Genomic DNA, 14,035 nt, shown 5'->3' on the forward strand with positions numbered 1-14,035 from the left:
GATCACTCCCCGCCGGTGGCGAGGCGGTCCAGTTGCATCGCCTGAGCGTCGGAGATGCGGCCCGAGGTGGTCGTGCCGCCGACCGTCGCGGCCACCGGGGTTGCGAAGCCGGTCGCGGCGAGCGCGCCGCCGCTCTGCTGCGGGAACATCAGCGGGTTCTCCACCATGACCCGGGTCAGACGGCGAGCAGACTCCTCGGCGATGTTGTAGCGGCGGACCGGGACGTCCGGATTGTTCATCGGCCGGTTGGACCTCATGGTCACGTACTGTCCGTCGTCCACCAGCGTGCGGTAGATGGTCACCGCCTCCGGCAGACGTCCCGTCGCCTCATAGGCCGCGGCCAGGTTGAACCGCTTGCCGACGCTCGCGCGGGAGTCGGCTGCGCGCTCGAAGAGACGGGCGGCAAAGGCGTGGCCGGTGAAGAAGGTGTCGATGATGGAGCCTATGCCCCACACGCCGGAGCTCGCGCTGTCCAGGGCAAGGTAGGCGGCCATGCGGGCGATGGTCGCCTTCGAGGCGCCGGCCTGCACGGCCTCGTAGAGCAGGAGGCCGCCGGCCCCCACCGAATAGAGGGTTCCCGCCCCCGGCACCCACGAGAGCACGCCGTCGAGGCCGACGCCGAACGGGCCGACGCCGACGACGCGGTCGGAGAGCTTGCGGATGCGCTCGGCGGAGCGCCAGGCGCGGTGCGCGCGGTCGCGGGCGGGATCGTCCATGGCAAGGAAACGCGCCGCCCTGCGCCCCGGCTCCCGGCGGCGCTCGCCGCCGGCGGCGCGTCGCCTTCTCGCATCATTCACTCCTGCGTGAGGGATGAAATTGACAGGCCGTCCGGCGACGGCGCAACCTTCCTTCGAGACCAACGAGAGCCGAGGGAGCGCGCCGATGGGAATCCGTTCTGAGCTTGCGCGCGGCGCAGGGCTGGCCTGCGCGGTGCTGCTGGCGACGATCCTGGCCCCCTTGACGGTGGCGGCGCAGGCGCCGGACCCGACCGTGGCGCACGCCGACTACGGCGATCCCGCCCTGTGGCTCTGCCGACCGGACCTTGTGGAGAACCGCTGCCGGGTCGATCTCGACGCGACCGTGGTCGCGCCGACGGGCAGGTTGACGGTGGAGCGCTTCTCGCCGGCCAAGGCCCCGAGGATCGACTGTTTCTTCGTCTATCCGACGGTTTCCATGGATCCGACCTGGCAGTCGGACTTCGTCGCGGACGAGATGGAGTGGGACGACATCAAGCTGCAGTTCGCCCGCTTCGGTAAGGTCTGCCGGCAGTTCGCGCCCCTCTACCGCCAGGGCACCCTGCGGGCGCTGAGGATGTCCGGCGGCGGGCCGGCCCCTGTGGGCGAACGCCCGCCGCCGGGCCGCGGCGGCTACAGCGACGTCGTCGACGCCTGGCGGTGGTACCTGGAGCACGAGAACAACGGCCGCGGCGTCGTGCTGATCGGCCACAGCCAGGGCGGCGCGATGATCGCGCGCCTGCTCGCCCAGGAGGTCGAGAGCAAGCCCGTGCAGCGCCGGCTCGTCTCGGCCCTCGTCCTGGGCGCCCCTGTGCTCGTCCCGCCGGGACGGGACGTGGGCGGGACCTTCTCGTCGATTCCGCTCTGCCGCGCGGAGGACCAGCTGGGCTGCGTGATCAGCTACGCCACCTTCCGCGACCGGGTTCCGCCGCCGCCGAACGCCCGCTTCGGCCGGGCGCAGAAGGATCTGCGGGTCGCCTGCGTGAATCCGGCGCGGCTGGCGGGCGGCTCCGGCCAGCCGGAGTCCTACTTCCTCACTCGGGGCTTCCTGAACGGCTCCGGCGGCTATGCGCAGCCCGACTGGGTCCGGCCGGTCAGGCCGATCGCCACGCCGTTCGTCAAGACGCCCGGCCTGATCACCACCCGCTGCGTCTCCAACGGCGACTTCGACTACCTCGAGCTGCACGTGAACGCGGATCCGAGCGACCCGCGAACCGACGAGGTGGCGGGCGAGATCATCCGCTCCACCGGCGTCGACCGCTCCTGGGGGCTCCACCTGATCGACGTGGACCACTCCATGGGCGACCTCATCCGCATCGTGGGCCGGCAGGCGCGCGCCTACGCCGCGCGGGGCGGCGGCTAGGCCGGCCGCTCGACCTTCGGGGCCTGCAGCCGGCCGAGGTCCGAGCTCATCAGGAAGCCGGTGAGCTGGCAGAAGGTCGCGATCTGCCGCCGGAAACTGCGGGCGTCGAACCGGTTCAGCCGCGCCGAGTGCGCCCAGTAGGCTCCGAGGTCCCCCTGCACCCCGTAGCCCGGGATGCCGAGATAGCGCGCGCCGCTGCCCATGCCGTACCACGGCCCCTGCGACTTGCCGTTCACGCCCGGCCGTCCCGGCGAGCGGATCACCGCCGAACGCACCCCGTTCTCGCGCACCGCCTTGTAGGCGTAGTCGATCACCGCCTGGTTGGTGGTGGCGTAGAGCCAGGTGGGCAGGGATCGGCCCGTCGGCCGGATCGCGTCGCCGTCCTCCACGTATTCGATCTGGCCGAGGTGCTCCATGGCGATCATGGCGACGACCTTGTCCCGGGCGCGGGGGTTCTTCACGAAGTAGTCCTGGGCCGGCCAGGCGCGCTCCAGGCCCGGCATGAAGTGGCGGCAGTCCATCTCGATCATCAGCGACCGCGGCCGCTCGGCGCGCGGGATGCGGGCCATGTACTTGACCACCGCGAGCAGCCCCAGCGCGCCATCGTCCTGGCTGATCGAGGGCCCATCGGTGTGGGTGCGGAGCTGAACCTGCTCGTCCCTGTCCGTGCCGTAGTCCTTCCCCGGCAGGTAGGCGATGAGCTGGTAGGCCTCGCTGTCCACCCGCTCGGCCTCCACCCGGATCCTCGCGGACCGCCGGGCCTGGGCGTCGGCGACCAGGCCGTCGCCCACCGCGCGGTCGAGGTAGACCGAGGGGAAGCCGTAGTCCGTCGGGACGGGGAAGGTGTAGAGCCCCTCGGTGAGCGCCCGGTTGAGGTTCATGGCGAAGACCACCCCGGCCGGGCCGGCTTCGCGGATCTCGGCGATGAAGTTGGCCGAGGCGGTCATGTCGTCCCAGACCTTGGCGGCCATCGCCCCGGTGCCGTTCTGCGCCTGCGGGACGGGCCGGCCCTCCGCGGGCCAGCTGTCGAAGGGCGTCATGTACTCGTAGTCGCTGTTGCTGAACGCCTCGCGGAACTCCGGCCGCGGCCGCGGCCGGAAGACCACGATCTTGCCCTTCACGTCGGGCTTGGCGTCGGGGTCCCACAGGACGAGCTCGGCCGTGACGCCGCCCGGCCCCGTAGCCCCGCAGTTGGCGCCCACGTTCGCCACCCGCACCGGCCGGCCATTGGAGACCAGGCCCCACTTGGAGTCGTCCGGCCACATGCTGGTGACCATCCGCTTGAAGGTCCAGGACGAGCGGTGGATGTCCACGCAGCCGTACTCGCCGAGCTTCCCCTCGAGGAACTGCATGAACGCCCGCCAGGACGGGCTGCCGGTGAGCGTCGGGCCGTGACTGTCCTTCAGCCGGTGCCAGGCCACCGCCTCCTCCTCGGAGATCACCCACGCCGGGTTCGGCCGGGTGAGCGCCGCCGCGGGTTGCGCGCGGGCCGGCAGCCCCGCCAGGCCGCCCATGGCGCCCAGTCCCCAAAGCACTGTCCTTCGCGGCATGCCCATCTGTTGGCCCTCCTCCCGCGTGTCTTGTCCTATGCGGCCCGTAGCCGCTCCGCCCTCGCCCGGGCGCTCAGCATCGCGGTGCAGGCGAGCGAGATCGCGCACATCCCGGCGAGGTAGACGGCGATCGGCTGCGTCGATCCGAAGCGCGCGAACAGCGCCGTGGCGATGATCGGGGCGAAGCCGCCGCCCACCACCGAGCCGAGCTGGTAGCCGAGCGAGGCCCCCGAGTAGCGGACCTCCACCGGGAACAGCTCGGCGAACAGCGCCGCCTGCGGCCCGTACATCAGGCTGATCAGCACCAGCTCGACGCCGATGGCGAGCGCCACGAGCCCCGGCGCGCCGGTCTCGATCAGCGGGAAGAAGGCGAAGGCCCACAGGCCCGTGAGCGCCGCGCCCAGCATGAACGGCGGCCGCCGCCCCCAGTGGTCGGAAATCCAGCCGCAGGCGATCAGGGCCGGGACCATCACTAGGCTGCCGGCCATCACCGCGCCCAGCATCAGGTCGCGGGACAGGTTCAGCGTCGAGGTCCCGTAGGCCACGGCGTAGGTGATGGCGATGTAGAAGCAGGTGTTGTTGGCCACGAAGGCGCCGCCGGCCAGCAGGATCTCCCGCGGGTGGCTGAGGATCACCGCGATGATCGGCGAGCGCGCCAGGGCCTCCGGCGCGGGCCCTTCCGTCGGGCTCACCGCGGCCCCGAACTCCGCCGACTCCTCCAGCCGGAACTGGACGTAGAGGCCGATGCCCACCAGGGCCAGGCTGATCAGGAACGGGATGCGCCAGCCCCAGGCGAGGAAGACCTCCGATTCCATCTGGGCCCCGACGACCAGGAAGACGACGTTGGCCAGCAGCACGCCCAGGGGCACGCCGACCTGGACGAAGCTGCCGTAGAAGCCCCGCCGCTCGGCCGGCGCGCTCTCGATGGCCAAGAGCGCCGCCCCGCCCCACTGCCCGCCCACGGCCAGCCCCTGCACGAAGCGCAGGAGGACGAGCATCACCGGCGCCAGCACGCCCGCGGTGGCGTAGGACGGCAGCAGGCCGATCGCCGCCGTCGCTATGCCCATGACCAGCAGCGCGATGGCCAGCGCCCGCTTGCGCCCGAACAGGTCGCCGAAATGGCCGAACACCACCCCGCCAAGGGGCCGGGCGATGAAGCCCACCGCGAAGGTCGAGAACGCCGCGATCTGGGCGGCGAACGGCGGGATGTCGGCGGGGAAGAACAGCTTCGGGAAGACCAGCGCCGCCGCCGTCCCGTAGATGAAGAAGTCGTACCACTCGATGGTGGCGCCGGCCGCGGCCGTCAGCGCCACCTTGTAGATCGACCTGCTGCTCCTGGGCTGTGTCATCGTCCCCCCGTCTCCCTGCGCCCGGCGCGGCCTCAGAACCGCGCCCTCAGGCCGACGCGGTAGCTCCGGCCGATGGCGTCGTAGAGATCAAGCCGCGTGTGCGGGGCGACCACCACGTAGGGCACGGTGCTCGGCACCGCCGAGACCCGCGGCGGGTCGGTGTCCAGCACATTGTCCACCGCCAGGCTCAGCTCGGAATCCGCCCCCGAGATCGTGAACCGGTAGGCGGCCCGCAGGTCCAGGTAGCCGATGCGCGGCACGGTGTTGTCGTCCACGTCCACGCCGTGGACCCACGCGCTGTCGAGCTTCGCGTCACCCAGCACCCGCACCTTCGCCGTGCCCGAGAACGGCCCCTGGTCCCACGTCGCCGAGACCTGCGCCTTGAATTTCGGCTGGCCGCCGTAGAAGTCGCCGATCGCGCCGGCCAGCTGGCGGACGGTGCCGTCGGGGTCCACCCGGTCGAGCTTGCTGAGGTAGCTCGCCAGCGCCCGCACCGACACCGCCCCCGGCCCCAGCTCGCGCCGGTAGCTCGCCTCCACGTCCCAGCCGGAGGTCTCCAGGAAGGCCACGTTGGTGGGCAGCAGGTTGATCTGGGTGATGGTCCCGGACGCGTCCCGGATGATGTTGTTGCACAGCGCCGGCGCCGCGCCGAAGCACAGCAGCACGGTCTGCGGCGCGGTCACCGCGGCGATCGCATCAGTCAGGCGGATGTCGTAGTAGTCCACCGAGAAGCCCAGGCCCGGCGCCCAGGACGGCCGGTAGACCACCCCCGCCGTCCAGGTCTTCGCCACCTCCGGCGTCAGCGCCGGATTGCCCGTGGTGTTGGCCAGCACGGACACCTGCCGGTTGGTCTGCGGGTCGAACACGAACTGGGTGCCGGTCGAGCCCCGCGTGAACAGCTCCGAGAGGCTCGGCGCGCGGATGTCCCGCGAGCGGGTGACCCGGAGGCGCAGGTCCGGGCTCACTTGCCAGGAGGCCCCCAGCTTCCAGGTCGTGACCGAGCCGCTGGTGCTGTAGTCGGTCAGGCGGGCCGCGGCGTTCAGCTCCAGGCTGCGGATCAGCGGCAGGTCGCGCAGCACCGGAACGACGGTCTCGGCGAAGGCCTCCTTGACGTTCCGCTCGCCCTCGAACGGCTGGAAGTTGCCGGTGAAGTACTGCCGCGCCGCAGAGGCCGCATCCTGCGTCGCCTCGGCCTCCTCGCGGGTGTACTCCCCGCCCAGCGCCACCGAGACCGGCCCGGCCGGCAGGTCGAACAACTCCCCGTTCAGGCTGCCGGAGACCACGTCCTGTCGCAGGTCGGTGATCTGGTAGGGTACGGTGCCGAACACCCAGGCGATCGCGTCCTGCGAGGCCACGCCGTTGCCCAGCACGTTCAGCGGCACACAGCCGTTGTTGGGCGCGGTCAGGGTCGAACGGCAGATGATCCGGCCGGTCGTCGGGTCCCGCACCGCATCCACTGCCTGGTTGAAGCGGGGAACCAGCGGGTTGTTGTAGGTCCGCGTGTCCACGTGGAAGTCGCCGTGCTGGTAGTAGGCGTCCCATTTCCAGCTTTCGCCGAACTCGCCCTCCGCCCCGATCACGCCGCGCCACAGGGTGCGCTCGTTGCGGCTGCCGGGCGGCGCCGTGTCGGTGAACATCTTGCCGATGTTGAAGGAGGTCTGGCCCAGCGCGGCGAGCTGGTTGCGCACGCCCGGGTCCAGGTAGGGGTTGTCGGTCCGCAGCGTGAGGTTGCCGCCGCGGTTGTAGTAGAGCGAGTCCGTCTGCACGACCGACCGGCCGTAGGAGGCCTCCCCGTAGACCGTCACCCGCTCGGTGAGGTCGTAGCGCACGTGGGTGAACAGCGTCCCGTAGTCCAGGCCGTTGGTCAGGTTGCGCATCCGCGAGGTGCCGTAGGCGGCGTCCCCGCCCCACTGCAGCACGCCGGCGTTGTTGCCGAAGCTGTAGGGCGCGGGTGTCCCGTTCGGCCCCACGAACTGCGTGCCCCGCAGCGGCCCGGAGGTGATCACCCCGCCCTCGGCCAGCTCCGCCGGCCCGGCGAAGGGCACGGTGATCCGCACCGGCTGGCCGTTGCCGGCGCGGAAGGCCGGGTTCGGCACCACCGCCCAGTTGCGCCACCAGTCCCGCTCGCCGATCCGGACGATATCCGGCGCCCGGGAGAACTCGCCCGCCGCGAGCACGTGGCCGCGCCCGTCCGCGAACGCCCGCCCGTAGGTCGCCCCGATCTTCGCCGTCCAGTTGTCGCCCTCCTCGGAGATGCCCGTGGAGGCGTCCACCGTCAGGCCGGTGTAGGCATGGTTCAGGACGAAGTTGACGACGCCCGCCACCGCATCCGCGCCCCAGGCCGCCGAGGCCCCGCCGGTGACGACCTCGACGCGCTGGATCAGGCCGGTGGGCAGGGTGTTGATGTCCACCCCGCCGCCCGGCGAGGAGCTCACCACGCGGCGGTTGTCCAGCAGCACCAGGGTGCGGGTGACGCCGAGGTTCCGCAGGTTCAGCAGCGAGGCCCCGCCGCCGGAGACGCCCGGCCCCGGATTGGCGCTCGACACCGGCGCGCCGAACGCCGGCAGCGTATTGAGGTAGTTGGCGACCGTGGTGGGCATGTCGCGCTGCATCTCGGCCGCGCCCAGGACGGTGACCGGCGTGGGTTGCTGGAAGCCATCGGCGGCGATCCGTGAGCCGGTCACCACCACCTCCTCCACGCTCGCCGACGCCGGCGCAGTCTGCGCAAGGGCCGCGGGCGCGATCTCCCAGGCTGCGCACGACAGCAGGGCCAACCTCAGTCCCCTCGCCGCCCCCTTCGCGCAGTCCCCGTCCGCGCCTGCCTCGCTCGTTGTCCGCCGCACGTTCCCCTCCCTGCCGCGGCCCTATCGCCGCAGATCCGCGCGAGGCCGGTGGGCGGGCATGACGGATCGACGGGCGCGAACGGCCTCGCGGCGCCCCGCACGGACGACCGGCGCGCCGGTCTTCCTGTCGTCGACCTGATCGTTTCCAGCGACGGCGCCGTTCAGCGGCGCTCGATCGTGGCTCCTGCCCTACTGCCTCTTGTGGGTCGAACGATGATCTCGGCCGCGCCCCTTGTCAATTCATTCCCGATAGAGGGAATATGTTGCAGCGGCTGCAGGATCGGCTGGCGCGCGCACGCCACGACTTGTCAGCCGGCCCGCAGACGCTGACAGAGGGGCGGTAGGTTGGCGGAAGATCCGGCCCGAGCGGCGAAACAGGCAGAGTGACCAGACCCGACAGTCCGGCCGTCCAGCGGCGGCCCCGGCGCACGGCCGGCAAGGTGCAGGCGGCGCGGCGCGCGGCGTCCACGGCGCTGATCATGGACCACGCCGAGGCCCTGTTCGCCGAGCGGGGCTACGGCGTCCCTCTCAGCGAGGTGGCCCAGCACGCCGGCGTCGATACGGCGCTGCTGCGCTACTACTTCGGCGACAAGGAGGGGCTGTTCCGCGCCGTCTTCAAGCGCCGCGGTCCGCTGATCAACGATCTGCGCCTGAAAGCCATGGCCGAGTACCGGCGGGCCAGCGGCGGCGCCATGACGCTCGAGGGCATCATCGACGCCTTCGTCCGCCCCTCCCTGGAGAAGGCCGCCGAGGACGAGGGCTGGCGCAACTACATGGCCATCGTGGCCTATGTGAACAGCTCCCGCGGGGCGCTGGACCAGCTGATGTCGGAGACCTTCGACCATGTGTCGCGCGAACTGATCGCGGACATGCGGGTCATCCTCCCGGACGCCTCGGAGGACGAGATCTACTGGGGGTACCACTTCCTGACCGGGGCCTTCACCTTCTCCCTCGGCCAGACGGGACGGATCGACCATCTCTCCGGCGGCCGCGTCTCCTCGAGCGACATGATCGCGATCGCCGACCGGCTCCCGGTGCTCATCGCCTCCGGCATCCGCGCCATCTGCCAGCGAACGCCGAAACCTCCCGCCACATAGGGGAGCCTTCGAAACGCGCCGCCCCGCGCCCGGACTCCCTGGGAGCCGGGCGCGGGGCCGACGCTTCCGTCCTAGAACGTCTTGCGGACGCTCACGTACCAGTAGCGGCTGTACGGCTGGTACAGCTCGCCGAAGTAGCCGTTGGAGGACAGCGGCGGCTTCTCGTCGGTGAGGTTGCGCACGCCCACCCGCAGGCGCGTGTCGCTCGCCCAGCCGTCGACGAACTCGTACTGGGCGTAGAGGTTGGCGGTCACCTGGCTGTCGATCACCCAGGGCGTCCCGGCGCTGTCGACGAGGGCGGTCTCCTCCACGTCGCCGATGTACTGGGTGAAGGCGCCGACGCCGAACTGGCCGTAGCGCCAGTTGAGCGAGGCCGACCACTTCCATTCCGGCCGGCCGTTCTGCCGGATCAGGTCGCCGCCGCCGGTGATGGTGGTGCCGGCGTTGATCGTGCCCGCCGACCGCGCCTCGATGAGGGCGGCGATGTCCGGCGAGGGCGAGCGGTAGAACTTGATCAGGTGGGCGGCGTTGAAGTTGACGTCGAAGTTCCCGAAGCGCTCGGTGTCGAGGCTCCAGATCACGCCGAAGTCCACGCCGCGGGCCTCCTGCGGCAGCAGGTTCTGGTACTGGTCGTTCACGTAGAGCACCGACCCCACCGCCGTGAGGCCGGTGTTCTGGAAGGCGGCGATGTCGTCGGCGGTCGGCGCGGCGCGGACCACGTTCGGGTTCGACCGGCCCTGGACGCGCTCCAGGTAGTCGAGGATCAGCGCGTTGCCCTCGCCGAACAGGCCGACGATGCCCTCCTGCTTCACGCGCCAGTAGTCGACGGTGAAGGTGAAGTTCCCGACCTCCGGCGGCAGGAACCGCGGCTGGAAGACCACGCCCGCGCCCCAGGTCTCGCTCTCCTCCGGCTTCAGGTCCGGATTGCCGGCGCGCCGCGCCGTGGTGGCGTTGGAGCGCGAGCAGGCGTTGAAGCTGGCGATCCGCCCGGCCCGCAGGTCGGCCTCGCAGCGGATCCAGTCCGTGCGGGTGTTGGAGCGGGTGACCAGGGTGGCGTTGATCTGTTCCAGGTTCGGAGCCTTGAAGCCCTGCGCCCAGGAGCCGCGCAGCCGCAGGCCGTCGAAGATGTCCCAGGCGCCGGCGACCTTCGGCTTGGCGACGTCGCCCACGTCGGAGAAGTCCTCATAGCGCCCGGCGAGCTGGAACTCGAGGTTGCGCACGAACGGGATGGCCATCTCCGGCGAGACCACGGGGACCGCGAACTCGAGGTAGGCCGAGGTGACCTTGCGCTTGCCCTTGGTGTCGGGCGAGGGCGAGGAGCCGATCAGGTCGTTGCCGTAGAGGATGCCGGTCACAGCGTCGCGGAACTGGATCGTGCCGTCGAGGCGCGGGTCGCGGTCGTCCTGCTGGGTCTCGCGCCGCCATTCCAGGCCCGCGGCGAAGCCGAGGTTACCGCCCGGCAGGGCGAAGAGGTCGGCTTTGGAGACCTTGAGGTCGGCCAGCATCAGGGAGCTGGTGGAGATCCGCTGGGTCTCGATGCTGATCGCGTCGATGGCCGCCTGGCTGGACGGCGTGGCGTCGCCGACGCTCGGGTTGTCCGCCGTGCCGCCGTTGAACGGGTTGTAGGCGTCGGGCGTGGACAGCGCGAGCTGCTGCTGCAGCAGGGTGGCGCTGATGCCGTCCGAGACGTCCTTGGCCCTGGCGTGGGAGTAGAGCAGCGCGCTCTCCCAGTTGAAGCCGAACCGCTCGCCCCGCACGCCGCCCAGGAAGCGGGTCTGCGACAGGTTCACGTCGACGATGTTCGGGCCCACGTCGGCGAAGGTGTAGCCGCGGAGCGTCACCCCGAGGCCCGCCGCCGGCGCGGTGGTGCCGGCGAGGCGGTTCGGGTTGGCCTGGCCGTTGGCGAAGACCGTCGGGCCGAACGGGTTCCAGTAGTTGGTGGCCGGGATGGTCAGCGGCAGCGAGGTCAGGGTGGCCGTCGGCCCCTGCACGCTGCGGGTGACGGCGCTGTAGTAGCCGGCCTCGCCGAACGCCTCGATGCCGTCGGTCAGGTCCCAATTGCCGCTCAGGAACGCATTGAAGCGCTCGGTGTCCGGCATGACCGAGGTGTTGAAGCTGTTCGGGTCGAAGCGGAGGTTGCGGTCGTCGCCGCTGGTGGCCGGCGCGGCGTCGTCGATGCAGTAGCCGGCGCCGAGCGTGGCCGTGCAGCCGGCACTCGTCGTGGGCTGGATGTGGAAGGCGCCGGCGCTGGAGGTGATCGAGCGCGTGCCCTGCCGCACCGCGACGTTGCCCACCGTCTGCAGCGAGGCCCACGGCATGGTGGTGGTCCGCGAGTCGAGCACGCCCGCCGTCGCATAGGCGGTGCCGGCGAAGAAGCCGCGCCGGTCGGCCGAGGACGTGTAGTCCTGGTCGAAGGCGTTCAGCGCCGTGCGGTCAACATAGCTCAGCGAGAGCGTGAGGTTGCCGCGGTCCCAGTTCTTGCCGGCCAGGACGTTGAATTCGGTCTCGGTGAGGTGCGTGCCCTCGGCCGCCCCGTACTGGGCCTCCACCTGCAGGCCTTCGAAGTTGGTCTGCAGCACCGTGTTGACCACGCCGGCCACGGCGTCGGATCCGTAGAGCGCCGCGGCGCCGTCCCGCAGCACTTCCAGCCGCTGCAGGCCGGACACCGGGATGGCGTTGGTGTTGTAGGTTAGCACCGGCACTAGGTTCTCGTCGGCGCGGCTGGTCGGGTGCGCCACCACGCGGCGGCCGTTCAGCAGGACCAGGGTGTTGCCGACCCCCAGGTTGCGCAGGTTCACCGAGCCCACGTCGCCACGCGCCGAGTTCGACGAGTTCGGCAGGTAGGCCGAGTTGAAGTTCACGTCGCCCATCTGCGGGATCGAGCGGAACAGGTCGTCGCCGGAGGTGGCGGCGATCGTCTCGATCTGCTCCTGGCCCACCACCGTCACCGGCAGGGCCGCCGTCACCTTCGAGCCTTCGATCTGGGAGCCGACGACGACGATCTCCTCGACGGCGGTCTCCTCCGCCGTCTGGGCCACGGCCTGGCCGGCCATGGCGACGCCGCACAGGACGGTCGTGCCCAGCATCAGGCTGCGCAGCGAAACTCCGATATTCATTCTGGTACCCCCTCGTTTCAGTCCGGTCGCCGCGGGACGGTCTGCGCCGTCTTCCCCCGCGGGATCCTCAGGATGTGCGGCTCCCTGACCGCTAGTAGAAAGTCACGTTGTCCAGCTCGAGCCACAGCCTGCGGCCGCCATCGCGCGAGCCGCCGACCTCGACCTCGACCACGTCAGTACCGGTCCACGGGCCCGCCCCTGCGCCCCGGCCCGCCATCCGGGCGAGCGCGCTGAACGGGACTTCGACCGTCGTCCAGGCGGGACCGGCCTTCACCTCCGCGGCCCAGCGGCCGTTCAGCGTGTTGAGCATGACCTTGTACGGGCCGCCGTCGCCGCGCAGCTCCATGCGCACGCCGCGGAAGGCCGTGACGTCGGCCGGCTGCACCGAGCCGCGCGTCAGCGGCAGGATCACGGCGGCCTGCGGATCGGGCTCCACGGCCATGCGGGCCGCGAGCGCCAGCGCCTTGCCGCCGCCCGCGCGGTCGATCACCTGGCTGACCTGCACGGTGCGGTCGATGCCGCCGTCCATGTCGTCGGTGCGCAGGGTGTCGAGGTTGGTGCGGCCGTCGGCGCGTTCGAAGTCGTCCACGAGCGCCTTCACCCGGACCACCGGCATGGCGGCCTCGGAATTGGCCTTCGGCAGGGTCACGCCGGGACCGTGCACGGCCCGGCCGTCGATGAAGACCCGCACCGTCTTGCGCACATCGGAGATCTCGGCCCAAGGGCGGCCGGCGACCAGCACCAGGTCAGCCCGCTTGCCGGCCTCGACGGTGCCTCGGTCTTCGATCAGCCCCAGCACCAGGGCGCTGTTCGCCGTCCCGGCCATCAACGCCTGGGCCGGCGTCAGGCCCGCCTGCACCAGCAGCTCCATCTCCCGCAGCGTGGAGACGCCGTGCGGCGTGTTGGGCATGCCCGCGTCGGTGCCGAGCGCGATCGGCACGCCGGCGTCGGAGAGCGCCTTCACGTTCTTCAGCGCGTAGCCGAACTTGCGCACCGACTGCTGGAAGCGCGGCTCCTGCGGGTTCTCCGGCGGCTTCTGGCCTGGCTTCACCGGCTCGTAGACGGCGAGCGTCGGGGCGTAGACCGTGCCGGCCTGCTTGATGAGCGCCACGGTTTCGGCGTCGATCTCGCGGTCCTGCAGGCTGTGGGCGATGAAGTCGACCTTGGCGCGGGCGGCCACCGCGCCACGGTCCACCGTCACCGTGTGGGTGCCGACCTTGAGGTTGTTCTTGTGGGCCTCGTCCACCAGGGCGGCGAGCGTGCCCACGTCCATGCTGGTGTTGTCCGGCGCCGTGCCGTAGCGCCAGCCGTCGGCGAAGGCCTTGATCACGTCGGGCTTGTAGGGGACCAGCTCGCGGATCGCTTGGCGGGCGGCCTCGGGCGTGTTCACCCACTTCGTCGTGTTCTGGTCGGCCCAGTCCGCCCCGTGGCCGCCCGGCGTGGAGGTGCGGGCGGTCATGTTCACGTGCGGGGCGTAGAGCGTCGACAGCCATTGCCGGCGCGGGGCCCAGCTCTCCGGCGACTGGTGGAAGTCGTTCACCGTCGTGACGCCGGCGGCGATGTAGGCGTTGGCGATCTGCGGGGTCACGGCCGGCGCGCCGGCCGGCGTCCAGTGGGTGTGCACGTCGAAGAAGCCGGGCAGCAGCGCCAGCCCCTTGGCGTCGATGACCCTGGCGCCGCGTGGCGCACGGACCTTCGGCCCCACGGCGGCGATGCGGCCGTTGCGGATCACGACGTTGGCGATCCGGGGCGCCGCGCCGGTGGCGTCGAACACCGTCGCGCCCATGATCGCCGTGGCCTCGCCGGAGGACTGGGCCTGCGCGGCCGAGCCCAGGACGACGCCCATCGCCATCACGCCCGCGGCCCGCGCAAGTTTCGTCCAACGCAACATCGAAAATCCCCCGACTCCCCGGCCCTCGCGGTCCGGACGGGGTTCATTCACTCCAGCGGAGGCATGTCCGCAAGCCGCCGAGGGACAAATCC

8 protein-coding genes are annotated in these 14,035 nt (G+C 71.2%); 2 read left to right on the plus strand and 6 right to left on the minus strand.

The genetic code is table 11. The features are described 5' to 3' along the window. Window positions 1-2: 2 nt before the first annotated feature. Window positions 3-716, minus strand: coding sequence for a DUF4112 domain-containing protein (locus tag VM685_RS17545; RefSeq protein ID WP_325461474.1), 714 nt, complete (start codon window positions 714-716; stop codon window positions 3-5). 166 nt (window positions 717-882) lie between these two features. Between VM685_RS17545 and VM685_RS17550 the strand changes: the two genes are divergently transcribed. After that, entirely contained in the window at window positions 883-2,097 is a 1,215-nt protein-coding gene (locus VM685_RS17550) for a DUF3089 domain-containing protein (protein ID WP_325461475.1), read from the plus strand. On the opposite strand, the gene VM685_RS17555 is transcribed toward VM685_RS17550, so the two are convergent. The 3 genes from VM685_RS17555 to VM685_RS17565 are packed head-to-tail and all read right to left on the minus strand — an operon-like array spanning window position 2,094 to window position 7,770. Continuing rightward, window positions 2,094-3,647: a hypothetical protein gene (locus VM685_RS17555; protein ID WP_325461476.1), complete on the minus strand. Its 1,554-nt coding sequence runs from the start codon at window positions 3,645-3,647 to the stop codon at window positions 2,094-2,096. The genes VM685_RS17550 and VM685_RS17555 overlap by 4 nt on opposite strands. 35 nt (window positions 3,648-3,682) lie before the next feature. Next, entirely contained in the window at window positions 3,683-4,996 is a 1,314-nt protein-coding gene (locus VM685_RS17560; protein WP_325461477.1) for an MFS transporter, read from the minus strand. 32 nt (window positions 4,997-5,028) lie between these two features. Further along, the gene (locus VM685_RS17565) at window positions 5,029-7,770 is read right to left on the minus strand and encodes a TonB-dependent receptor domain-containing protein (RefSeq protein WP_325461478.1); all 2,742 of its coding nucleotides are present in this window, start codon (window positions 7,768-7,770) and stop codon (window positions 5,029-5,031) included. A 452-nt stretch (window positions 7,771-8,222) separates the two neighbouring features. On the opposite strand from VM685_RS17565, the gene VM685_RS17570 reads away from it, so the two are divergent. Next, a complete protein-coding gene (locus VM685_RS17570; protein WP_325461479.1) occupies window positions 8,223-8,936 on the plus strand; it encodes a TetR/AcrR family transcriptional regulator in 714 nt (237 codons plus the stop codon). A 71-nt stretch (window positions 8,937-9,007) separates the two neighbouring features. On the opposite strand, the gene VM685_RS17575 is transcribed toward VM685_RS17570, so the two are convergent. Both VM685_RS17575 and VM685_RS17580 read right to left on the minus strand, forming a co-directional pair. Then, complete coding sequence (locus VM685_RS17575; protein WP_325461480.1) at window positions 9,008-12,052, minus strand: TonB-dependent receptor plug domain-containing protein; 3,045 nt, start codon at window positions 12,050-12,052, stop codon at window positions 9,008-9,010. A 91-nt stretch (window positions 12,053-12,143) separates the two neighbouring features. Next, window positions 12,144-13,943 carry a CIA30 family protein gene (locus VM685_RS17580; protein ID WP_325461481.1) on the minus strand — a complete coding sequence of 600 codons (1,800 nt, stop codon included), beginning with the start codon at window positions 13,941-13,943 and terminating at the stop codon, window positions 12,144-12,146. Window positions 13,944-14,035: the final 92 nt, after the last annotated feature.

The organism is Phenylobacterium sp. (genome assembly GCF_035539035.1).
Classification (GTDB): Bacteria; Pseudomonadota; Alphaproteobacteria; order Caulobacterales; family Caulobacteraceae; genus Phenylobacterium.

Bases quoted from the DNA above. Each gene is read 5' to 3' on its own strand.
- VM685_RS17545 (WP_325461474.1), bottom strand. From the start codon at position 716: ATGGACGATCCCGCCCGCGACCGCGCGCACCGCGCCTGGCGCTCCGCC.
- VM685_RS17550 (WP_325461475.1), top strand. From the start codon at position 883: ATGGGAATCCGTTCTGAGCTTGCGCGCGGCGCAGGGCTGGCCTGCGCG.
- VM685_RS17555 (WP_325461476.1), bottom strand. From the start codon at position 3,647: ATGCCGCGAAGGACAGTGCTTTGGGGACTGGGCGCCATGGGCGGCCTG.
- VM685_RS17560 (WP_325461477.1), bottom strand. From the start codon at position 4,996: ATGACACAGCCCAGGAGCAGCAGGTCGATCTACAAGGTGGCGCTGACG.
- VM685_RS17575 (WP_325461480.1), bottom strand. From the start codon at position 12,052: ATGAATATCGGAGTTTCGCTGCGCAGCCTGATGCTGGGCACGACCGTC.
- VM685_RS17580 (WP_325461481.1), bottom strand. From the start codon at position 13,943: ATGTTGCGTTGGACGAAACTTGCGCGGGCCGCGGGCGTGATGGCGATG.